The sequence below is a fragment of the Leifsonia sp. RCC_180 genome, from assembly GCF_058138205.1.
Genome location: NZ_CP200340.1, coordinates 3,331,645 through 3,352,998, shown reverse-complemented (window position 1 = coordinate 3,352,998; position 21,354 = coordinate 3,331,645). Strand labels below are relative to the sequence as shown.

General features: G+C 68.7%; 18 protein-coding genes. 5 read left to right on the top strand and 13 right to left on the bottom strand.

Features of this window, described 5'->3' with window-relative positions; genetic code table 11:
• Window positions 1-106 precede the first annotated feature (106 nt).
• A complete protein-coding gene (locus AB7E03_RS16500) occupies window positions 107-1,030 on the top strand; it encodes an aldose 1-epimerase family protein (protein WP_489942418.1) in 924 nt (307 codons plus the stop codon).
• 17 nt (window positions 1,031-1,047) lie between these two features.
• On the opposite strand, the gene AB7E03_RS16495 is transcribed toward AB7E03_RS16500, so the two are convergent.
• The 6 genes from AB7E03_RS16495 to AB7E03_RS16470 all read right to left on the bottom strand — a co-directional run bounded on the left by AB7E03_RS16495 (window position 1,048) and on the right by AB7E03_RS16470 (window position 9,103).
• On the bottom strand, window positions 1,048-2,652 hold the full coding sequence (locus tag AB7E03_RS16495; protein ID WP_489942417.1) for an alpha-amylase family glycosyl hydrolase: 1,605 nt from the start codon (window positions 2,650-2,652) through the stop codon (window positions 1,048-1,050).
• 34 nt (window positions 2,653-2,686) lie between these two features.
• Window positions 2,687-3,697, bottom strand: a complete 1,011-nt coding sequence (locus AB7E03_RS16490) for a LacI family DNA-binding transcriptional regulator (protein ID WP_489942416.1) — start codon at window positions 3,695-3,697, stop codon at window positions 2,687-2,689.
• A gap of 31 nt (window positions 3,698-3,728) precedes the next feature.
• The gene (locus AB7E03_RS16485; protein ID WP_489942415.1) at window positions 3,729-4,586 is read right to left on the bottom strand and encodes a carbohydrate ABC transporter permease; all 858 of its coding nucleotides are present in this window, start codon (window positions 4,584-4,586) and stop codon (window positions 3,729-3,731) included.
• Window positions 4,583-5,521 (bottom strand): carbohydrate ABC transporter permease, encoded by a 939-nt coding sequence (locus tag AB7E03_RS16480; protein WP_489942414.1) that lies wholly within the window; start codon window positions 5,519-5,521, stop codon window positions 4,583-4,585. Before AB7E03_RS16480 ends, AB7E03_RS16485 begins: the two co-directional genes overlap by 4 nt.
• Window positions 5,522-5,607: 86 nt before the next feature.
• Complete coding sequence (locus AB7E03_RS16475; RefSeq protein ID WP_489942413.1) at window positions 5,608-6,930, bottom strand: ABC transporter substrate-binding protein; 1,323 nt, start codon at window positions 6,928-6,930, stop codon at window positions 5,608-5,610.
• Between the two features lie 37 nt (window positions 6,931-6,967).
• Window positions 6,968-9,103, bottom strand: coding sequence for a glycoside hydrolase family 36 protein (locus tag AB7E03_RS16470; protein ID WP_489942412.1), 2,136 nt, complete (start codon window positions 9,101-9,103; stop codon window positions 6,968-6,970).
• Between the two features lie 242 nt (window positions 9,104-9,345).
• Here AB7E03_RS16470 and AB7E03_RS16465 point away from each other — a divergent pair, with 242 nt between their 5' ends.
• Window positions 9,346-12,054 (top strand): CBM35 domain-containing protein, encoded by a 2,709-nt coding sequence (locus AB7E03_RS16465; protein WP_489942411.1) that lies wholly within the window; start codon window positions 9,346-9,348, stop codon window positions 12,052-12,054.
• Window positions 12,055-12,111: 57 nt separating this feature from the next.
• Here the strand turns inward: AB7E03_RS16465 and AB7E03_RS16460 are convergent, their stop codons facing one another.
• From AB7E03_RS16460 to AB7E03_RS16450, 3 genes are all read right to left on the bottom strand, one after another.
• Window positions 12,112-12,885 carry an isocitrate lyase/PEP mutase family protein gene (locus AB7E03_RS16460; RefSeq protein WP_489942410.1) on the bottom strand — a complete coding sequence of 258 codons (774 nt, stop codon included), beginning with the start codon at window positions 12,883-12,885 and terminating at the stop codon, window positions 12,112-12,114.
• 64 nt (window positions 12,886-12,949) lie between these two features.
• On the bottom strand, window positions 12,950-13,324 hold the full coding sequence (locus AB7E03_RS16455) for a DUF2255 family protein (protein WP_489942409.1): 375 nt from the start codon (window positions 13,322-13,324) through the stop codon (window positions 12,950-12,952).
• A complete protein-coding gene (locus AB7E03_RS16450) occupies window positions 13,321-14,211 on the bottom strand; it encodes a helix-turn-helix transcriptional regulator (protein ID WP_489942408.1) in 891 nt (296 codons plus the stop codon). The genes AB7E03_RS16455 and AB7E03_RS16450 overlap by 4 nt, the downstream gene beginning before the upstream one ends.
• 155 nt (window positions 14,212-14,366) lie before the next feature.
• Between AB7E03_RS16450 and AB7E03_RS16445 the strand changes: the two genes are divergently transcribed.
• Genes AB7E03_RS16445 through AB7E03_RS16435 form a run of 3 tightly spaced genes read left to right on the top strand, consistent with a single transcriptional unit; the run spans window position 14,367 to window position 16,148 of the window.
• Window positions 14,367-15,389, top strand: a complete 1,023-nt coding sequence (locus tag AB7E03_RS16445) for a zinc-dependent alcohol dehydrogenase family protein (RefSeq protein ID WP_489942407.1) — start codon at window positions 14,367-14,369, stop codon at window positions 15,387-15,389.
• A 22-nt stretch (window positions 15,390-15,411) separates the two neighbouring features.
• Entirely contained in the window at window positions 15,412-15,819 is a 408-nt protein-coding gene (locus AB7E03_RS16440) for a (R)-mandelonitrile lyase (RefSeq protein WP_489942406.1), read from the top strand.
• Window positions 15,816-16,148, top strand: coding sequence for a carboxymuconolactone decarboxylase family protein (locus tag AB7E03_RS16435; RefSeq protein ID WP_489942405.1), 333 nt, complete (start codon window positions 15,816-15,818; stop codon window positions 16,146-16,148). The genes AB7E03_RS16440 and AB7E03_RS16435 overlap by 4 nt, the downstream gene beginning before the upstream one ends.
• Before the next feature lie 6 nt (window positions 16,149-16,154).
• On the opposite strand, the gene AB7E03_RS16430 is transcribed toward AB7E03_RS16435, so the two are convergent.
• The 4 genes from AB7E03_RS16430 to chvE all read right to left on the bottom strand — a co-directional run bounded on the left by AB7E03_RS16430 (window position 16,155) and on the right by chvE (window position 21,042).
• Complete coding sequence (locus AB7E03_RS16430) at window positions 16,155-17,072, bottom strand: NADP-dependent oxidoreductase (protein ID WP_489942404.1); 918 nt, start codon at window positions 17,070-17,072, stop codon at window positions 16,155-16,157.
• Window positions 17,073-17,129: 57 nt separating this feature from the next.
• Window positions 17,130-18,305 carry a multiple monosaccharide ABC transporter permease gene (gene mmsB, locus AB7E03_RS16425; protein WP_441783514.1) on the bottom strand — a complete coding sequence of 392 codons (1,176 nt, stop codon included), beginning with the start codon at window positions 18,303-18,305 and terminating at the stop codon, window positions 17,130-17,132.
• A complete protein-coding gene (mmsA, locus tag AB7E03_RS16420; RefSeq protein ID WP_441783513.1) occupies window positions 18,302-19,846 on the bottom strand; it encodes a multiple monosaccharide ABC transporter ATP-binding protein in 1,545 nt (514 codons plus the stop codon). The genes mmsB and mmsA overlap by 4 nt, the downstream gene beginning before the upstream one ends.
• A gap of 68 nt (window positions 19,847-19,914) precedes the next feature.
• On the bottom strand, window positions 19,915-21,042 hold the full coding sequence (gene chvE / locus AB7E03_RS16415; protein ID WP_489942403.1) for a multiple monosaccharide ABC transporter substrate-binding protein: 1,128 nt from the start codon (window positions 21,040-21,042) through the stop codon (window positions 19,915-19,917).
• Window positions 21,043-21,354 lie beyond the last annotated feature (312 nt).

Here is a 21,354-nt window from a genome sequence, read left to right as displayed (position 1 = left end):
CGAATCCCCCTCCATCGAGTCCGCGCACTTTGCACGCTGAGAGCCCCCTGAGCGCGCAAAAGTTGCGGACTCGACGGTGGGCGGACGGGTTGGAGACAATGGGCGGATGAACACACCCATCTCCGGAACCCACTTCGGCCTCACCGCGGGCGACTACCACGCGACCATCGCGTCCGTCGGCGCGACGCTGCGTACGCTGCAGTTCGACGGTCGCGACCTCGTCGTGCCGTTCGGCGCAGATGAGGTGCGCCCCGCTTTCCGGGGCGCGACGCTCGCGCCGTGGCCGAACCGGGTCGTCGATGGGCGGTACGCGTTCGACGGTTTCGAGCAGCAGCTGGCGCTCACCGAGCCCAACCGCGGGCATGCCCTCCACGGCCTCGCCGCATGGCTCGACTTCGCCGCCGTCGACCGCGCTGCGGACAGCGTGACGTTCGCGGCCACCATCGAGGCGCAGCAGGGCTACCCGCACCGCGTGGAGGTGAGCGTCGCCTTCACCCTCGACGAGGAGGGACTGCACACCACGGTCACCGGCACGAACACCGGCCCGACGCGCGCGCCGTGGGGCACCGGGCCGCATCCCTATCTGGTGGCCGGCGACGGACGGGTCGACGACTGGACGCTGACCCTCCCCGCCGATGAGGTGCTGACGGTCACCGAAGACCGTCTCGTCCCCATCGGTCTCGTCGATGTCGCGACGGAGCGGGACGGCGTCTGGGACTTCCGCGCCGCGCGGGTGATCGGAGACACCTTCATCGACCACGCGTTCACCGGGCTCGAGCGCACCGCCGACGGTGCAGCCACCGTCCGGGTGACCGCCCCGTCCGGGACCGGAGTGGAGCTGGCGTGGGGCGAGGACTGCCCGTGGGTGCAGATCCACACCGCCGACCAGCCGGTGCCGGAACTGAACCGTCTGGGCCTTGCCGTCGAGCCGATGACCTGTCCGCCGGACGCCTTCAACTCCGGCACGGACCTCGTCGTGCTGGAGCCCGGTGCGTCGGCGTCGGCCTCCTGGACCATCCGCGCGGTCTGAGCGGCGATCTCGGCGAGTCAGTCCGAGAGCCAGGCGAAGCCGTACCCGCCGAGGGTCCGGCCGTCCCAGCGTTCCGTCAGGACGTCGCCGCACTCGACGTCGAGCTGCACCTCGACGTCGTCCGGCGACAGGTTGTGCAGGGTGATCAACCCGTCGCGACGCATGGCGAGCACGGAGGACTGCCCCACGTCGAGCACCGTCCAGCCCCCCGCATCGGCGTCCTTCTCCCGCCGCACCCGGGAGATGCGGCGCACGAGCGACAACAGGGAGTCCGGGTCCGCGTCCTGCGCCCGGACGTTCACCGTCCCGGAGCCGAACGGCCCGCTCGCCTGCGCCGGCAGGGTGAGCGGTGATGCCTCGGCCGAGGTGAAGCCGCCCCAGCGGGTGTCGTCCCACTGCATCGTGGTGCGCGCAGCACCGCGCCCCTCGATCGTGAGGTCGTCGCCGACGCCCAGTTCCTGCCCGGCCAACAGCAGCGGCACGCCGGGCAGGGCGTACAGCAGGCTCACGGTCATCCGGAGGCGCTGCTGCGGCTGCATCATCGGCGCCCAGCCGCGACGGATGCCGCGCCCATAGATCAGCATGGCCTCCTCCGGCGCGAAGTGCTCGAAGGCCTCCGCCCGTTCCGCGTCGGTGAGTTGTTGCAGGTCGATCTCGTCGGCGTTGTGCAGGAAGTTGAGCCGGGCGACCGGCGGGATGCTGTCATCCAACCGGCTTAGCGCATCCACCACCGGCTGGGCCTCGCCCCGCGTCAGCGCGAGGATCACCGCGTTGTTGAGCGTGAAGTCGATGACCGCCTCGAACCGGCCGTTCTCCACCAGCGCCGCCATCAGCTCCGGCGACTCGTCGGCCTCGGCGATCAGCGCGACGTCGTGCCGCACCTCCCGCAGCCGCGCCCGCAACTCGTCGAAGAAGGAGCCGTCCTCCACATCCGTGTCCGGCCGGCCCTTGCCCTGCACGATCAGCAGGGCCGCGTCGATCCGGAACCCGTCGACGCCCACCTCCAGCCAGAAGCTGAGCACGTGAACGATCGCCTCGAACACGTCGGGGTCGGTGGCGTTGAGGTCCGGCTGGAACCCATAGAACTGGTGGTGGAAGTAGCGGCCCGCCCGCTCGTCGAACCGCCAGACTTCGTCGTCCTCGCCGGGGAACATGGGATGGTCGCCCGGCTCCATCGAGTCGTCCTCGCTCCAGACGAAGAACCGGCCGGCCTCGCCGTCGGGGTCCTCCCGCGCGGCGAGGAACCACTCGTGCCGGTCGGACGTGTGGTGCAGGACGGCGTCGATGAGGACGCGCATCCCCCGCTCATGGGCGGCGGCGAGAAACGCGCGAACGTCGTCGAGGTCGCCGAAGCGCGGGTCGACGGCCAGGTGGTCGTCGACGTCGTAGCCGTTGTCGCGCCGGGCGCTCGGGTAGAACGGGAGAAGCCAGATCCACGTCACCCCGAGCGACGCGAGGTAGTCGAGGTGCTGCATCGCGCCGGCGAAGTCACCGAATCCGTCGCCGTCGCCGTCTGCGAACCGCGAGAGGTCGAGTCCGTACACGAGTTCGCCCGGGTCGCCTGCCCAGCCGTTCTCCCATTCACGGGCAGGATCGTGCCGGACGTCAGGAGTTGTGGTCATGTCCCACTAATACGCCACCGAGGTGACGCGCGGCTCAGGATGGCGGCGGCGCGGTGCTCTCGCGGATGACGACCGTTGGACGTTCCGAGGAGAACTTCCGCACCCTGCCGCCGGCCATCACGCCTTCGAGCAGGTCGTAGGCGCGCGAACCGAGGCCGACGAAGTCCTGGTCCACGGTGGTCAGCGGCGGCGTCCACATGCGGGCGAGGGGATGGTCGTCGAAGCCGGCGACGCTGACGTCGTCGGGCACCCGCTTGCCGCCCTCCACGAGGCCGCGGATGACGCCCATCGCGATCTCGTCGTTGCCGCAGAAGACCGCGGTAACGGCCGGGTCGTCGGCCAGCGCGCGGCCGATCTCCCGGCCGGACTCCGGCTCCCAGCTCGCGTCGATCGGGGTCGGGACGGGCGCGCCATGGGCGACGAGCGCCCGCTTCCAGCCGGTCGTCCGGCCGTCCTCCTTGCGCGACGGAGGCACCCGGACATGCTGGACGGTCGCATGGCCGAGCTCCAGCAGGTAACCGACGACCTCTTCGGCGGCATCCGCCTCCGCGAGCACCGCCTGTGGGACGCCCGACTCGCGCACGCCCGAGATCGAGACCGTCGGGATCGACTTCGGGAGCCGGTGCAGGGCCGCGACGCCGGGCGGATCGAACTTGAGCACGACGAGCCCGGCGATGGGCTGCTCGAGCACGAGCGACACGGCGGTGTCGATCGTCTCGTCGTCGGCCGACTCCACCACCGTGATCGTCACCGTGTAGCCGGCGGCACGCGCCCGCTCCTCGATGCCGCGGATGGTCTCGGCGTAGCCGTACCGGGAGGTGTTGCCCGCGATGACGGCGATCAGCTTCGGCTGCCGGGCGACGAGCGCGCGGGCGGCAGCGGACGGCCGGAAGTCGAGCTCCTGGATGGCCTGCATCACCCGCGACCGCTTCTCGTCGGAGACGTACGCGGCACCGTTGAGGACGCGCGACACGGTCGGGACCGAGACGCCCGCCCGGCGCGCGACATCGCTGATCACGGGCGGTTTCGGCGCGTTGTTCGGCATCGCCCTCAGCATAGCCAGGTGCCCCGCTCGATCATTTGACTGCCCCGCTGGTGATGCCCGAGATGATGCGGCGCTGCATCACCGTGAAGGTGATCAGCAGCGGCAGGCTCATCAGGATGATGTAGGCGAAGATCAGGTGCCAGTTCTGCAGATAGAGCCCCGCGCTCGCCACCTGGTACAGGTTGAGCGGGAGCGTGTCGAGGCGGCCGCCGATCACGAACAGCGCGTAGAAGACGTCGTTCCAGATGTACAGGCAGATCAGGATGGTCGCCGTCGCGAGCGTCGGAGTGAGCAGCGGCAGGATGACGCGGAAGAACACCTTCACCGGTCCGGCGCCGTCCACCCGTGCAGCCTCCTCCAGCTCGACCGGGATGGTCCGGACGAACCCGGTCACGAAGAAGATCACGGTGGACATGTACATGCCCATGTAGACCCCGATCATGCCGACCGCTGTGCCGGCGAGGCCGAGCTGCCGCAGCAACAGCACGATCGTCACGACCGCGGGCGGCAGCACGATACCGCTGATGCCGAGCGCGTAGACGAACGCGATTCCGCGACCTCGGCGCCGCCCCAGGATCCACGAGGCCATGGCCCCGAGCAGCAGTACGCCGAAGACCGACGGCACCATGATCAGGAGGCTGCCGAAGAAGGCGGGAACCATCCGGCCCTGGTCGAGGACCGTGGCGAAGTTCTGCAGGAGGTGCCACGCGGTCGGCAGCGCGAGGCTCGGGTTGAGAGCTTCCGCCTGGTCCTTCCCGGCGGTCACGACGACCAGCCAGAACGGGACGCCGAGGAGGAGCACCACGAGCACGATCGCGAGGATCGGCTGCAGGATGCGCGACGGCTTCAGTGCCCGCCGGCGACGACTAGTGGAGGCGAGCGCGCTCACAGCACGTTCTCCCTTCTGCGCAGGAAGTAGATGACGGGGAACGCGAGGATCGCCACCATCAGGAAGAGTGCCAGGCTCATCGTGGTCGCCTGGGCGAACAGCCCCTGCCCGAAGGTGCGGAAGATGAAGATGTTGAGGAGCTCGGTCGTGCCGCCCGGCCCACCGCCGGTGGTCGCCTGGACGATGTCGAACCCGTTCATCGACCCGAGCAGTGCCGTCGCCACGTTGAAGGTCACGGCGGGCGCGAGCAGCGGGAAGCGGATGGTGCGGAAGGTGGTCCACCAACCGGCGCCGTCGAGGCGGGCGGCTTCGAGGATGTCCTCATTGATGGTCTTGAGTCCCGCGAGGAAGATCAGCATCGAGAGCCCCATCCACTTCCACGCGTGGATGAGCGCGACGACGACGATGGTCCAGGTGGTGCTGCCGAGCCACGCGATTGTGACGTGCTGGCCGGTGAAGAAGCCGAGGATCTGGTTGAACGCGCCCTCGGGCTTCAGCATCGCCTGGAAGATGTAGCCGACCGCGAGCGCCGACATCACGACGGGAACGAAGAAGGCCACGCGAGCGAACCGGTTGATCGCGGTGTCTCGCTCCAGCACGAGCGCGAGGACGAGGCCGAAGAGGTTCTGGAACACGGCGACCAGCACCGCGTAGACGAGGGTGATGCGCAGGTCGTTCAGGAGGCTGCCGTTGCTGAACAGCGACGCGAAGTTGTCGAAGCCGACGAAGCCGATGTCGCTGTGGAAGCTGGACCAGTTCGTGAACGCGTAGACGAAGTTGAAGATCGTCGGCACGAAGAAGAAGACGACCAGCACCAGCAGGGCGGGCACGAGGAACCAGGCCGGGTGGTCCTGGCGCCGACGCGGACGCGGGGCGCGCTGGCGGGCGGGCGGCGGCGCCGTGGTGGGCGCCGGCGGGGCGAGTTGTGCGGTCACGGTGTCTGCCTTCCTTCGTGATCGGCGGGTTCGGGAGGGGCCGGGAACCGCCGGGGCGACGTCACCGCCGCCCCGGCGTCCGAGGGCTAGAAGCCCTTCACCCCTTGGGCCTTGGCCAGCTGGGCGAACTGCGCCTGCGTGGCCTCTGCGACCTGGGCTGGGGTCTTGGTGCCCTGGATCATGTCGGCGAGGTTCAGGTACAGGTCCGGGTTCGCCACGGCGAGCGCCTGCATCGACCCGACGGAGCTGTCGAGCGAGGCGGCCACGTCGGTCAGGGCGGTCGGAACCGTGCTCGGGGTGTCGACGCCCTTGATCAGGGAGACGGTGGACTGCGCCTTCACGAAGTCCGCGTACCCGTCGCCGAGCCAGTAGCTGAGGAACTGGCGTGCCGCAGCCTCCCGCTTGCTGTCACCGGTCTTGAACGCGACGAGGGCGTTGGACTGGTCGGGGATGTACGTGCCGACGTTGCCCTTCGGCGAGATCGGGAAGAAGCCGATCTTCTTGTTCAGCTCCTCCGTGTTCGAGGTCGCCTGCAGCTCACCGAAGAACGAGTTGACCTGCATCGCCATGGCGGCTTTGCCGCCCAGCAGCGCGGTCCCCTGGTCGACGAAGGTCGCCGTCTTGATGTCGGAGTTGAACAATCCCTGCTGGATCAGCTTCTGGTAGCTGTCGATGGCGCCCTGGATGGTCGGGTCGGTGAACTTCTCCTTGTTCTGGTTCACCTTGTCCCACAGGCCGTCCTTGGCGGCATCCGCCAGCTGGGCCTGCACCCACCACTGGGTGGCCCACTTGTCGCCGCCCATCTCGTAGAACGGGTCGACGCCCTTGGCCTTGAGCTGCTCGGCCAGCGCGATGAACTCGTCCCAGTTCTTCGGGGTGGTGGTGATGCCGTTCGCCGCGAAGACGTCCTTGTTGTAGTAGACGCCGATGACGGCCGGGGTGGTGACGAGCGCCGCGTAGCGGGTGCCGTCGAGCTTGCCGGTCATGTCGGCCAGGTTGCCCGTGTAGTTCTTCACCCAGGGCGCGCCTTCCAGCGACTGCAGGTTCTGGGTGGCGTTGAGGGCGGTGAGTTCGGATGCGGTGGGCTGCCAGAAGGCGAGGTCCGGCTTGTCACCGGTCGCCACCTTCGTCTGCACACCCTGCTCGTACGGGTCGGGGATGGTGACGACCTTGACCTTCGCACCGGTCGCCTTCTCGAAACCGGAGATGACGCTCTCCGGGGTCTTGTTCGAGTTCTGCGCGGCCCAGATGGTGAGGCTGACGCCGTCCAGTTTCGTGTCCTGTGCCGGCCACGACGCGCTGCCCGCGCTGCCGCCTCCGGAGCCGGGGTCGCTGCACCCCGACAGAACGAGCGCCGCGGCGGCCGCGATGGCCGCGATCGAGGCGGCTCCCTTCCAAGCGATCTTCATTGAACTGCTCTCCTTGTGTGACGTAGCGACGGTAGCGCTACTGGCTCGGTGTTGCGGAATACGTTGCGGACGCGACGTTCGTCGCGACCTCGATGCGGAGAACGCGCGCGCCGACCTCGCCGAGGGGGCTGGCGACGTGGAGCTCTCCTGTACCCGCGTCCCAGTGGAACTGCCACTCGGGAAGGGATCGCGGGAAGACGGTGGTGACGGCCAGCTCGCGCCCGGCGAAGGCCGGCAGCGCGAGGATGGTCTCCGGAGCCGATGGGTCCCGGTTCCAGACGGTGACGAGCGCGCCGCCGTCGACGACGAGCCCGAGCGAAGTCCAGGCGGCATCCCAGGTGGGGATGCCGAGCGGCCAGAACGGAGTGGATGCGGCGAGCTCGCCGCGCAGCTCCTTGGCGACCGCGACGGCGTCGGACACCAGCGCGAGCCGCTCGTCGTCCATGCGGGCGAGGTGACCGGACACGTAGTAGCGGCCGAGCATCCCGGTCGCCAGGCAGAAGGCGACCTCCTCCCGGGTCATCTCGGGCTGGGGATACGCCCAGCTGGCCGCCTGCTCCGGCAGCATGGCCGCCGGGGCGCTCGCGGCGATGGGCGGGTACTTGAGGAAGTCCTGCTGATCGGAGGTCGACTGCATCTGCAGACGCGACAGCATGGCGAAATCGGAACGCATCGCACCGGACGCGCAGTTTTCGAGCACGAGCCCGGGGTGCCGGTCGAGGACGCCGTCGAGCCAGTCGAGGTGGGCGCGGTTGTGCGCGAGGAGCCCGGCGCCGACGCTGTCCGCGTCGCGGTCCGTACCGGGGCCCGGGTTGATGTTGTAGTCCAGTTTGAAGAAGCCGATGCCGAACTCCTCGACCAGCCGATCGACCACCCCGTCGAGGTGCGCGCGGGCCGCCGGGTGCCGGAGGTCGAGGTGGTAGCGGTGGTGCTCGACCACGCGCTCGCCCTTGCGCTGGAGGAACGCTTCGTCCGGCATGCGCTCCGCCATCGGGCTGTTCACGCCGATGACCTCGGGCTCGAGCCAGAGCCCCGGCACCATCCCGGCGTCGCGGATGTGGTCGATCACCTCGGAGAGGCCGCCGGGGAAGCGCGTCGTGCTCGGCACCCACTCGCCGACGGTGTCCCACCATTCGCCGCTGTCGTCGTACCAGCCGGCATCGATGCAGAAGACCTCCGCTCCGGCCCGCGCTGCCGCGTCGATCAGGGGTAGCAGCTTCTCGGTGGTGGGGTCGCCGTTGAGCGTGTTCATGTAGTCGTTGAAGACGACTGGCATCGCGGCGTTGTCGGGATGCGCGCGGCGGCGGGCCCGGCGGTAGGCGGTGAGCTGCCCGACCGCGGAGGTGACGTCGCGCGCCAGGGCCAGCGCAGCGGGGACAGTCGTGAAGGAGTCGCCCGGGCGGAGCTCCTGGCTCCACTGGTGGTCCGTGTCGGTGGGCCCGGAGAGGGCGAGGTATCCGCTCGCGGTGTCCTCGCCGAGCTCCCAGCGCCATGCTCCGTTGTGCTCGATCTGCCACGCCCAGGCGGCGCCGAGCAGCGTCGACCGGATCGCGGCGACCGGGAGGTGCTTGCCGGTGGACCAGGTGCCGGAGGAGATCACGCTGAACTCGCCGCGCGGGTTGTGGTTCGTCAGGTGCTGCTCGAGGCGCGGGAAGCGGACCCCGTTCAGCGGCTCCCGCACCCACCGGCCCTCGCCCAGCCAATCGCTCAGGGCGTGGTACACCTCCCAGTCGCGGATGCTGCTCCGGCCGTTCCCGCCGAGGTAGAGGGCGAGCGAGGGGATGGAGCGCAGCACGACCGGCTCGGAACCGCCGTTGACCACGGTGGCGCTCGACCGCAGGACGGAGAGTCCGTCGGTAAGCTCCAGCCGGAGTTCGATGGCGAGTCCGCTGCCGGCGTGCGCCATCCGGAACCGCAACTCAGGACCGTGCTCGGTCCGCTCCTCGTCGTGGCCGGCGTAGCGGAGGTCGTGGCCGATGGCCGTGTGGACGAGGCGATCGCTGGCGAGGGAGTGGCCGTGGCTGACCGCGAGCACGTCGACGAGCGGGAGCCCCGGCGGCATCTCCAGCCGGAGCCCGTCGGTTTCGATCGCGGCCACGCGCGGTGCGGAGTCGGGCGACCATTCGACCTCGACGGTCAGCGTCGCACTTCCCCAGCTCAGGCGCTCGGTCATCGGTCTCCTCGTCGTCGCGGATGGTCGCGGCCGGTCGCCGCATCGGTTCATGATAGCGCTATCAGAAGCTTTTGCAACTCAATTCTGATAGCGCTATCAGATCAGTGATCATATGACTTCGTCTCGCTCTTGTGGATGGTGGCGAAATCGCTATCATGATAGCGGTTTCAGAAATGCGCTCCACGGTGGAGACCCGACGCGAGCCCGGAACCAATCAACCGATCCGTACGAAGGAGTACCGCGTGAACGGAACACAACGCAGGCACCGCCTGCGAAGCATCCTCCCGCCCTCGATCGCGCTTGCCGCGGGGCTCGCCCTCGCGTCGGGCGGCCTCTCCGCCCTCCCCGCCGCGGCCGCAGGAGTCGACCACCTCGGCGTCGACCTGTCGCAGACGACCGGCGCGTTCCGGGGCGGCGCCACCGGCACGCTCTACGGTCTCGGCGATGACGGGGTGCCCAGCCAGTCCGTCCTCGACGGCGCCCACATCACCAACACCTCGCAGAAGCCGCCGTTCGGTGCCCAGCATCCCAACGGCGACGCCCTCCAGGTCGAGTCGTCGTTCTTCGCCGGCGGCGGGCAGGACCTGTACGTCTATGCGCAGGACATGTACCCCGACTGGCCGTACAACGCCGGAAAGCGCCCAGGCGACGCGAACGGCGACGGAGTCTGGGACTACCTGCCCGTGCTGAAGAAGGTCGTCGAGGATGTGGCCACCACATCCAAGCATCCCGAGAAGTACGTCTTCATCCCGTTCAACGAGCCCGACGGCGGCAACTGGTACCCCAACTGGTCGACGCAGAAGGACCAGTTCCTCGCCGACTGGTCCGCGGCCTACGACCTGATCCAGGGCGTCTACGCCGAGCACGGGCTGGGCCACGCGCGAGTGGGCGGCCCGGGCGACTCGGTCTGGCACGCCGACCGCAGCACCGACTTCCTCACCTACGCCAAGGCGCACTCCGAACTGCCCGACATCTTCATCTGGCACGAGCTGGGCACGAACAACCTGGCGACCTTCCGCGGCCACCACGACGAGTACACCGCGCTGCTTCAGCGGCTCGGCATCCCGCCCATCCCGGTCAACATCACCGAGTTCGGGATGCTGCGCGACATGGGCGTGCCCGGCCAGCTGGTGCAGTGGATCTCGATGTTCGAGAGCGAGAAGGTCGACGCCCAGACCGCCTATTGGAACTACGCGGGCAACCTCTCCGACAACTCATCGCGCAACAACGGCGCGAACGGAGGATGGTGGATGTTCAACTGGTACGGCGACCTCGCCGGCTCCCAGACCGCGCAGGTCACTCCCCCGCAGCTGAACAAGCCCGACACCCTGCAGGGTCTCGCCGCGCTCGACAGTGACGCCCGCACGGCGACCGTACTCTTCGGCGGAGGCACCTCCGATGTGAGCGTGGACGTGAAGGGACTGGACGCCTCCACCTTCGGCACCACGGTGGACGTGCGGGTGCGCGCCGACCGCCTGAACGGCGCCGAGGGCGCCTCGCTGCAGCCGCCGGTCATCCTCTCGACGACGGCGAAGGTCGACCACGGCAGCATCTCGGTCACCGTTCCGAACAGCGACCGATACTCGGCGTACCAGCTGCAGATCACGCCGCAGGCGACCGACCCGCAGCCGGTCGCCGCCGACCTGGTCAACAGCACGGAGGCCGAGAACGCAACGCTCTCGAACGCCACCGTCTACACCCAGGATCCGTCGCGCGAGTGGTCCTTCATGGCCTCCGGTGGCAAGGACGTCGGCTCGTTCAACCGCGCCGGCTCCTCGGCCACCTGGAATGTGACCGTCCCGACGTCCGGCGACTACCGCCTTTCGGTGCTGAGCGGGTCGAACGCGACGCCGGGCAAGCACGCCCTCTTCGTCGACGGCACGCTGAATCAGCTCGTGAAGTACTCGGCCGATCTCAACTGGGGCTACCGGGGCACCGCCGAGGCGACCATCCACCTGTCCGCCGGAACGCACGCCCTGTCGCTGCGCGCCAGCGCCGACGGCACGACGGTCCTGCCCGGCGCCGACATCACGCTCGACCGGTTCGACCTGTACGACGTCACCTCGGGTGAGCGTGCGACCTACCCGGCCGTCGACGCAAGGCTGGCCGGTGGAGCGGCGCTGTCCTGGAAGCAGCCCGCCGCTCGCGGCTACGCGTCGGTGAGCGGAGGCGGCAGCGCCACCTTCTTCGCCGCCACCGCGGCGACCGGGTACTACGACGTGACCACGCACTTCGCGGCGACAGGGAAGGGCGGAACGCCCGTCCTCGTCGTCAACGGCCGCAGTGTCGCGCTTCCCGCATCCACGGGTCCGGGCGTCTTCGACGCCACCGTCCGGCTGTTCCTGCCGCAGGGCGTCAACGAGCTGTCCGTCCGCGCGGCGGCCGGCACTGTGCTCGTCGGCGACGTGTCGACGGTGCGCGGGGCGGAGCAGAAGGCGGCCGACGCGGATGCGTCGCTCGTCTTCCGCAGCGAGGCGGAGGCCCTGCCGCTGGCAGGGGCGGCAAAGGTGCAGACCGACCCGGCCAACTCGAACGGCTCGGCGGATGCGCAGGGCGTCGTCCGCGACGTCGGCTACCTCGGCAACGGTGCGGCCAACACCCTCACCGTGCCGCGGCCCAGCGGATTCGCCGCGGGCGACTACCAGCTGGTCCTCGGGGCGGCGAACGCCGACAAGTCGGCGGCGATCAACTACAACCCGCAGGTGATCAGTCGCTTCCTCGACGTGACCGAGGCCGGCGGCGCTACGACCCGCGCTGCCTTCCGGCACAACTACTCGTGGAACAGCTACTGGGACAAGACCGTCCCGCTGACGCTGACGACGGGTGGAGGCGCGCTCACGCTCGGCAACGCCACGGCGTACGGGCCGAACCTCGACACTGTGACGCTTGCGAAGTTCGTGGGCGGGTCGGCGTCGATCACCCGGCTCCAGACGGGGCTCGGGGCCAAGTAGTAGTCCCGGTGACGGCGCCGGAGGCTTCGGCCTTCGGCGCCGTTCTCGTGTTCGGGGTCAGCGGTGCGTGCGCTGCGAGAAGTCGATCAGCCGCTGCTGCGACTCGGCGTATGAAGTGGCCGGCGGAACCTCCCGGCCGTCGCGGACCGCGGTCGCGACGCCGACCGCCGCGTCGATCGCGACGCGGTATGGGAGGGATCCCGTGCTGACGCGGCGCACACCCAGGCGCCCCAACTCAGTGAGGGTGAGCCCCGGCACGACGAGCACGTTCAAGGGGAGCGGGATGGATGCGGCCAGCTGCTCCAGTGTCGCGGGGTCGGAAGCGCCCGGGACGAAGATTCCGTCCGCACCCGCGTCGGCGTACGCCTTCGCCCGATCGCGCACCGCGGGCACCGTGGCCTCCTCGTGGAACCAGTACGAGTCGACGCGCGCGTTGACGAAGACCTCGGGCGCCGCCTTCCTGATGGCGGCAATCTTCGCAGCCGGGATGGACGGGTCGACCAGGTGCCCACCGGCCGAGTCCTCGAGATTCACACCGGCGACACCGAGACCCGCGACGAGGTCGGCGACCTCTGCCGGGTCGTCGCTGAAACCGTCCTCGATGTCGGCGGAGATGTACACAGGAAGTGCCGTGATCAGTGCCACCAAGGTCAGAGTGGCCTCGCGGCTCGCTCCGTCGGAGTCGGGCCGGCCCGTGGAGGCGTTCACGCCGAAGCTGGTCGTCCCGACCGCGTCGAATCCGGCCTCGGCGAATGCGATCGCCGACCCCACATCCCACGCATTGGGCAGCAGGAGGGGCAGGTCGGCGGTGTGCAGCTCGCGGAACGACATCGTGCTCCCTCCCTGACGGGAGGATAGCGCTGACCGACGACGGCGGGCAGCCGTCATCCGGGGCTCAGCGCGGATCGACGCGAACGGTCGCCGCCCGCGTCTTCGCCGTCACCATCGGCGGGAAGTACGGGCTGTCGCCGTATTTCGCCTCGTAGGCGGCGTCCACGCGGTCGTTGACAGCGCCATCCTCGACCGGGGTGAAGACGACGTCCTTCTGGATGCCGCCCGCGGTGACCCGGCCGGCGCGCTGCGCTCGCGCGGCCCGGTACCAGCGCGAGGCGGTGCCGTTGTAGGCGCGGACCCAGACGGTGTCGTCCACGACGACCGACCAGATCCAGGTGGGGGTGCCCAGCGTCGTCCCGTCCTCACGGAACGGCGAGATGTGGAAGTCGTCGGTGGAGGCGATGGCGCGCAGCTCCTCGGGAGTCCAGCCGGTCATGCCTCCGCGATCCTCTCCGTCTGGGGGATGACAGGGTGCTCCGCCGCCCACGATGCGAGCAGTCGCAGCTTCTGCGCAGAGTCGGAGCCCGGCTCGGCGGTGTACACCAGGACGACGTGCCCGGGTTCGGCGGTGACCGCCAGCTCCTCGAAGGCGAGAGTGACGTCCCCGACGACCGGGTGGTGGAAACGCTTCGTGCCGGCGCCGTGGGTGCGGACGTTGTGCGCGCCCCACAGCCGGCGGAAGGAGTCGCTGCGGGTGGACAGCTCCCCGACGAGTTCCTGCAGAGCCGGATTGTGCGGGTCGCGGCCCGCCTCGGCGCGCATGACGGCGACGCACATGTCGGCGAACAGGTCCCAGTCGGGGTAGAAGTCGCGGGAGGCCGGATCGAGGAACTGGAAGCGCGCGAAGTTCGGCGTGCGTCCTCCGTCCCCGATCATGGGCGCGTAGAACGCGCGGCCCAGCGCGTTGAAGGCGATCACATCCGACTGGACGTTGCGGACGACGGCGATGCCCTCGGTGACGGCCTCGAGCATCCACTGCAGACTCGGTCGCTGAACCGGGTTGCGGGTGCTGCGGCGCCGGGACCGTCCGGAGGTGGGAATGCCGTCAGCCGCGCGAGCCAGGTCGAGCAGGTGCGCACGCTCGGCGTCGTCGAGCTGGAGCGCCTGCGACACCGCGTCGAGTACGGCGGCGGAGGCGCCCGAAATCGAGCCGCGCTCCAGCTTCGCGTAGTACTCCACGCTGACCCCCGCGAGCATCGCGACCTCGGAACGGCGCAGGCCGCTGACGCGCCGGCCCTCGCCGGCGGGCAGGCCGGCCATCTCGGGTCGGAGCCGCGCGCGCCTGCTCATCAGGAACTCGCGTACCTCTGCTCGGTTGTCCATGGCATCGAGAGTACGTCCGTGCGGCCGGCGGAGGGGTTCCCTCTCAGTACACGTCATGCCAGTGCACGTCACGCCAGTGCACGTCACATCAGGGACTCCCGCGCCCGCCGTCGAGCGGGTGTCATGGATGCGTACCCAACGGAAGGACCTCGCACATGCGTGGAGTAGTCATGTACGCACCCCGGGACGTCCGCGTCGAAGAGCGTGACGACCCGAGAATCCAGGAGCCGACGGACGCGATCATCCGCGTCGAGGCGGCCTGCATCTGCGGCTCGGACCTGTGGCCGTACCGCGGGACGGACCCGGTGGACCGGCCGACCCCCATGGGCCACGAGTACGTGGGAGTCGTGGAGCAGGTCGGCGACGCCGTCTCCACCCTCTCCGTCGGCGACTTCGTCGTGGGCTCGTTCTTCGCCTCCGACAACACCTGTGAGATCTGCCGGGCCGGCTACCAGTCGCGCTGCGTCCACGCCGTGCCGATGGGCGCCATCGGCACGCAGGCGGAGAAGCTGCGCGTCCCGCTGGCCGACGGCACGCTCGTCGTCGTTCCCGGCCAACCGGACGAGAAGCAGGTTCGCGGTCTGCTCGCCGCGTCCGACGTACTCGGCACGGGATGGTTCGCCGCCGTCGCCGCCGAGGCCGGGCCCGGGAAGACCGTCGCCGTGGTCGGCGACGGCGCGGTCGGGCTGCTCGGCGTCCTCGCGGCGAAGCAGCTCGGCGCCGAGCGCATCATCGCCATGAGCCGCCACGCCGACCGGCACGCACTCGCCCGCCGCTTCGGCGCCACCGACATCGTCGAGGAGCGCGGCGACGCGGGTGTGGAGAAGATCAAGGAGCTCACCGACGGGCTCGGCGCCCACTCTGTCATCGAGGCCGTCGGAACGCAGGAGTCGATGATGCAGGCGATCCGCGCCACCCGCCCCGGCGGACACGTCGGCTACGTCGGCGTCTCGCACGACGTCGAGCTGCCCGGCCTCGAACTGTTCTTCTCCGGCGTGCACCTGCACGGCGGACCCGCGCCCGTGCGCCGGTTCCTCCCGGAGCTGATCGGGCTCATCATGGACGGCGAGATCGACCCCGGGCTCGTTTTCGACCTCACTCTTCCGCTGGAGGACGCGGCCGAAGGTTACCGGGCGATGGATGAGCGCCGCGCCACCAAGGTGCTGCTCACGCTGTGATCGCTCACAGAAAGGACGCGCGATGAACATCGAGCCCCGCATCCCCACCATCCTGAATCCACCGGAGCAGTTCGCCGGCGAGGTCTGGGTGGACCCGATCGCCGGCCCGCACGAGGACGACCAGCGGATGACCGTCGCGCTGGTCCGCTTCGCGCCCGGCGCCCGCACCGCCTGGCACAGCCATGCGCGCGGCCAGTACCTGCGGGTCACGGCCGGGGTCGCCCGCTTCGGCGACCGCGACGGCACCATCATCGAGGTGCACCCGGGAGAGACCCTCTACACACCGCCCGGCCAGGATCACTGGCACGCCGCGGCGCCGGGCTGCTTCATGGAGCACATCGCGATGCTGGAGTCGGCGGACGACCCCGCGAAGACCACTACGTGGAAAGAGCACATCACGGACGACGAGTACGAAGGGCGCAGCGCATGAGCGACGAGACGACGGGATGGACGGGCGGACAGCGCGCATTCGGCGACTTCGCCCCGGGGCTCGTGCACTACACCGACCGGGTGCTCTTCGACGAGGTGTGGGAACGGCCGGAGCTGTCCAAGCGCGACCGGAGCCTCGTGACGGTGGCCGCGCTGCTGACCGGCGGCAACGTCGAGCAGCTGCGCTTCCACCTCGCGTTCGCGCGCGACAACGGCGCGACGGAGGCGGAGCTGGTCGAGGCGATCACGCACCTCGCGTTCTACGCGGGCTGGCCGAAGGCCATGTCGGCGATGGCCGTCGCCAAGGAGGTCTTCGCGTCCGAGGCCTGACGGGCGCTAGTCCTCCGCGACCCGCACGATCGTCTTGCCTCCGCCGCGCGGGCCGCTTCCGCTGAACGCCGCAGGCGCCTCGCTGAGCGGCACCACCGCCCCGACGAACGTTCGCAACTCTCCGCGGCGCACCCGTCCCACGAGCTCGACGAGCTCCGCCCTGCTCGGCTCCACCACGAAGAAAACGGACCGCACGCCCACGCGCGAACCCTCGGGCGGCGCCGCGATCGAGATCAGCGTTCCGCCCTCGCGAACCAGGGCCGCGGCCTGCGACCCCACCTCTCCGCCGAGCACGTCGAAGACCGCATCCACCTCGCCCACCTGCGCAAGGTCCGACACCTCGGCGAACGCGTGCGCACCCGCTTCCTCGGCCCGCGAACGATGCCCGTCACGCCCGACACCGATCACCCGAGCGCCGGCAGCCCGCGCCAGCTGCACCACGACCGAGCCGACCCCGCCGGCCGCGCCCGTGACGAGCACGGTCTGGCCAGCCTGCACCCCGCCGTGCAGGAAGAGCCCCTGCCAGGCGGTCAGTCCTGAGATCGGGAGGCTGGCTCCCTTCACGAAGTCGACGTCGGCGGGCAGCGGGGCGAGGTTCCGCGCCTCCACGGCGACGTACTCCGCCAGCGTGCCGTCGCGCGTCCAGTCGGCCAGCCCGAACACGCGCTGGCCGACCGTCAGGCCGGTCGTGCCGTAGCCCAGCTCGGTCACCACCCCCGCGAGCTCATGCCCAGGAACAGTGGGGGTGCGGTCGCGGCCGGCCCGGTCGGTCCAGGTGGCCGGCCACGACAGCTCCCCCGGCGTGAAACCGGCGGCGTGCACCCGGACGATGACGTCGTTCTCCGAGGCGTGGGGATGCGGACGCTCGTCGAGCCGCATCCCCGCGGCACCAGCCGCAGCGTCGGACACCGTGATCGCTTTCATGGGACCTCCTTGATCAGCCTCAGGCTTACCAAGACCGTCCCGCCGCGACAACCCGCCCTACTGCCCCACCGACCGCCGCTTGTTGTACACGTCGAAGGCGACGGCGGCGAGCAGCACCAGACCCTTGATCAGCAACTGGTAGTCGCTGTCGATGCCGAGGATCGACATGCCGTTGTTGAGCACGCCGATGATCAGACCACCGATGATCGCGCCGGTGACCGTTCCGATGCCTCCGGTGACCGCCGCGCCACCGATGAAGACGGCGGAGATCGCATCCAGCTCGAAGCTCGTTCCGGCGCTTGGACTCGCCAGGTTGAGCCCCGCGGTGAACACCAGGCCCGCGACCGCGGACAGCACGCCCATGTTGACGAACAGCAGGAACGTGACGCGCTTGGTCTTGACGCCCGAGAGCGCCGCCGCGGCCAGGTTGCCACCGATCGCATAGATGTGGCGGCCGAAGACGGAGCCGTTCATGATCGCCGAGTAGCCGATGACCAGCACGGCCAGGATGATCAGCACGATCGGCGTGCCGTTGTAGCTGGCGAGCAGCACGGTCATGACGAGCACGAGCGCGATGAGGAACACCAGCTTGATGATGAACCACCACAGCGGCTCGTCCTCGAGGTCGTACTTGCGGCGCACGGCCCGTTGCCGCAGGGACGACGCCAGGATGGCGATGCTCGCGAGGAGGCCCAGGATCATCGTCAGCGGCTCGTAGCCGGTGGTCCCGAACGCGGGCAGGAAGCCCGATCCGATCGCGCGGAACTCCTTCGGGAAGAACGAGATCTGCTGGTTGCCCAGCGCGATCTGCGCAGCCCCGCGGAACGCGAGCATGCCGGCGAGCGTGACGATGAACGCCGGGATGCCGAAGTACGCGATCCAGAACCCCTGCCACGCGCCGACCAGCGCACCCAGCACCAGGCAGAACACGATGGCGAGCGGCCAGGGCAGATGCCAGTTCGAGATGAACACGCCGGCCATGGCGCCGATGAACGCCACCACACTGCCGACCGAGAGGTCGATGTGGCCGGCGATGATGACCATCACCATGCCGATCGCGAGGATCAGGATGTAGCTGTTCTGCACGATCAGGTTCGACACGTTGATCGGCGCCAGGGTGATGCCGCCCGTCGCGATCTGGAAGAAGACGACGATGGCGATCAGGGTGATGAACAGCCCGATCTGACGCAGCTGCCCGGTCAGGTAGTTCAGGGCTTTGGTGAGCGGTTTCATGCGGTGTTCTTCTCGCGTTCCTGGGTCATGAATTGCATGAGGTATTCGGCGGTGGCCTTCTCGCGCGGGACGTCGGCGGTGATGCGGCCCTCGCTGAGGGTGTAGATGCGGTCGCAGATTCCGAGCAGCTCGGGCAGCTCGGAGGAGATGACGACGATGCCTTTCCCCTGGTCGGCGAGCCGGTCGATGATCGTATAGATCTCGTACTTGGCGCCGACGTCGATGCCACGGGTGGGCTCATCGAGGATGAGGACCTCCGGGTCGGAGTACATCCACTTCGACAGCACGACCTTCTGCTGGTTGCCGCCCGAGAGCTTGCCGGTGAGCGTCAGGACGTTGGGCGTCTTGATGTTCATGCTCTTGCGGTACTGCTCCGCGACCAGCGACTCGCGTTGCTCGTTGATGAAGCGGAACCAGTTGGCCAGCTTGTCGAGCGCGGCGATCGAGATGTTGCGCTGGATGTTGTCGATCAGGTTCAGGCCGAAGTGCTTGCGGTCCTCCGTGGAGTAGGCGATGCCGTTGGCGATGGCCTTCGACACCGTGCTCACCGAGATCGGCTCGCCGCGCTTGTACACGCGGCCGCTGATCCCGACGCCGTAGCTGCGTCCGAAGATGCTCATGGCGAGCTCTGTGCGCCCAGCGCCCATCAGGCCCGCGATGCCGACGATCTCTCCGGCGTGGACCTTGAAGCTCACGTTGTCGACGACCACGCGGTTGCGGTCGAGTGGATGGTGCACCGTCCAGTCCTCGACGCGGAGGAGCTCCTCGCCGATGTGCGGAACGTGGTCGGGGAAGCGGCTGGCGACATCCCGGCCCACCATCCCCTTGATGATGCGCTCCTCGCTGGTGCCCTCCTTGCCCATCTCGAGCGTCTCGATCGTGCGCCCGTCGCGGATGATGGTCACCCGGTCGGCGATCGCTTTGATCTCGTTGAGCTTGTGGCTGATGATGATCGACGTGATCCCGTGCTCCTGGAGCTGACGGATCAGGTCGAGGAGGTGCGCCGAGTCGTCGTCGTTGAGGGCCGCCGTCGGCTCGTCGAGGATGAGGATCTTGACCTCTTTGGACAGCGCCTTGGCGATCTCCACCAGCTGCTGCTTGCCGACCCCGATGTCTTTGATCTTGGTGATCGGGTTGTCGTGGAGGCCGACGCGCTTGAGCAGTTTCGCCGCTTCGAGGTTCGTCTCGTTCCAGTCGATGAAGCCGCGCTTCTGCCGCTCGTTGCCGAGGTAGATGTTCTCGGCGATCGACAGGTACGGCGACAGCGCCAGCTCCTGGTGGATGATGACGATGCCCGCCGCCTCCGAGTCGTTGATCGACCGGAACTCGACGGGTTCGCCGTTCATGACGATCTCGCCCTCGAAGGTGCCGTGCGGGTACACGCCCGACAGCACCTTCATCAGCGTGGATTTGCCCGCGCCGTTCTCGCCGCAGATCGCGTGGACCGATCCTTCCTCGACACTGATCGAGACGTCCTGCAGCGCCTTCACGCCGGGGAAGGATTTCGAGATGTTCCGCATCTCGAGAATCGTGTCAGCCATGGTCTCCCTTGCTCGCAGTGGTCCGGGCGGGCGCTGGATGCGCACCCGCCCGGACCGTCAGGCCGGCGCTACTTGAGGTCGGATTCCTTGTAGTAGCCGCTGTCGACCAGGATCTTCTGGTAGTTGTCCTTGGTGACGACCACGGGCTGGAAGAGGTAGCTCGGGACGACCTTCACCTTGTTGTCGTAGCTCTTGGTGTCGTTCACCTCGGGCTTCTTGCCGGAGAGCAGGTCGTTCGCCATCTTGGCGGCCTCGTTCGCCAGCTGGCGGGTGTCCTTGTAGATGGTCGAGTACTGCGTGCCCGCGATGATCTGCTTCACGCTGGCGACCTCGGCGTCCTGGCCGGTGATGACCGGCAGCTTCTTGCCGCCGGAGCCGTAGCCCGCGCCCTCGAGGGCGCTGAGGATTCCGTCGGAGAGGCCGTCGTAGGGCGACAGCACGCCCTGGACCTCGGTGCCGGTGGAGTACGACTTGGCGACCAGGTCCTGCATGCGGGCCTTGGCGGTCGCCGGGTCCCAGCGCAGGATGGCGACCTGGTTGAAGTTGGTCTGGCCGCTCTTGACCACGAGCGTCCCGTCGGCGATGTACGGCTTCAGGGTGTCCATCGCGCCGTTGTAGAAGAACGTGGCGTTGTTGTCGTCCGGGCTGCCGGCGAACACCTCGATGTTGAACGGACCCTTCTGCCCGGTCGGCTTGCCGTCGGCGTCGAGGACGCCGAGCCCGGTGAGCAGCGACTTGGCCTGGTAGACGCCGACCTTGTAGTTGTCGAACGACACGTAGTAGTCGACGTTCTTGTCGCCCGTCAGCAGGCGGTCGTACGAGATGACCTTGATGCCGGCCTTGGCCGCCGCGTCGAGCTGGTCGGTGAGCGACCCGCCGTCGATGGAGGCGATGATCAGCACCTTGGCGCCCTTGGTGATCATCGTGTTCACCTGCTGCACCTGGGTCGGGATGTCGTTGTTGGCGTATTCGAGGTCGACCTTGTAGCCGTTCTTCTGGAGGTCCGACTTGACGGCGTTGCCGTCGGCGATCCAGCGCTCCGACACCTTGGTGGGCATGGCGACGCCGACGAGGGCGCCCTTGTTGTCTCCGCTTCCCGTAGCGCTTCCGCCACCGCGGCCTCCTCCTGAGCAGGCGGCGAGTGCGACCGCGACGCCGAGTGCGGCGGCGGCGAGTGCGACTTTCCTGAATTTCACTGTGATTCCCTTCGAGCGGTGAGGCGGCCGGCGCGCCCTCTGCGCGCCGATTCGCCGAGCTCGGAACTGTCACGCCCTCGGTTCTCAGCATGCGAAGGGACAGTGCAGCGGCCGTCGCTCCCGTGCGATTCGGCTGCTGTCATGTGCGACTCCCTCGTCGTATGCTGGTCCGCGGGCGATATATGTGACCGGTCCCAGAACGGGTTAGACGTTATGACCCCAACCGGTGGTCAGTCAAGTGCTTCGCCGAAAAATATGATGAGCACGTTACCGAGCGGCAGCGCTGCCGCTCCCGCAGACGAGACAGGATCC

Bases quoted from the DNA above. Each gene is read 5' to 3' on its own strand.
- AB7E03_RS16495 (WP_489942417.1), bottom strand. From the start codon at position 2,652: ATGACCACAACTCCTGACGTCCGGCACGATCCTGCCCGTGAATGGGAG.
- AB7E03_RS16490 (WP_489942416.1), bottom strand. From the start codon at position 3,697: ATGCCGAACAACGCGCCGAAACCGCCCGTGATCAGCGATGTCGCGCGC.
- AB7E03_RS16430 (WP_489942404.1), bottom strand. From the start codon at position 17,072: ATGAAAGCGATCACGGTGTCCGACGCTGCGGCTGGTGCCGCGGGGATG.
- AB7E03_RS16460 (WP_489942410.1), bottom strand. From the start codon at position 12,885: ATGTCGTTCCGCGAGCTGCACACCGCCGACCTGCCCCTCCTGCTGCCC.
- AB7E03_RS16445 (WP_489942407.1), top strand. From the start codon at position 14,367: ATGCGTGGAGTAGTCATGTACGCACCCCGGGACGTCCGCGTCGAAGAG.
- mmsB (WP_441783514.1), bottom strand. From the start codon at position 18,305: ATGAAACCGCTCACCAAAGCCCTGAACTACCTGACCGGGCAGCTGCGT.
- AB7E03_RS16435 (WP_489942405.1), top strand. From the start codon at position 15,816: ATGAGCGACGAGACGACGGGATGGACGGGCGGACAGCGCGCATTCGGC.
- AB7E03_RS16455 (WP_489942409.1), bottom strand. From the start codon at position 13,324: ATGACCGGCTGGACTCCCGAGGAGCTGCGCGCCATCGCCTCCACCGAC.
- mmsA (WP_441783513.1), bottom strand. From the start codon at position 19,846: ATGGCTGACACGATTCTCGAGATGCGGAACATCTCGAAATCCTTCCCC.
- AB7E03_RS16440 (WP_489942406.1), top strand. From the start codon at position 15,412: ATGAACATCGAGCCCCGCATCCCCACCATCCTGAATCCACCGGAGCAG.
- AB7E03_RS16470 (WP_489942412.1), bottom strand. From the start codon at position 9,103: ATGACCGAGCGCCTGAGCTGGGGAAGTGCGACGCTGACCGTCGAGGTC.
- AB7E03_RS16450 (WP_489942408.1), bottom strand. From the start codon at position 14,211: ATGGACAACCGAGCAGAGGTACGCGAGTTCCTGATGAGCAGGCGCGCG.
- AB7E03_RS16500 (WP_489942418.1), top strand. From the start codon at position 107: ATGAACACACCCATCTCCGGAACCCACTTCGGCCTCACCGCGGGCGAC.
- AB7E03_RS16475 (WP_489942413.1), bottom strand. From the start codon at position 6,930: ATGAAGATCGCTTGGAAGGGAGCCGCCTCGATCGCGGCCATCGCGGCC.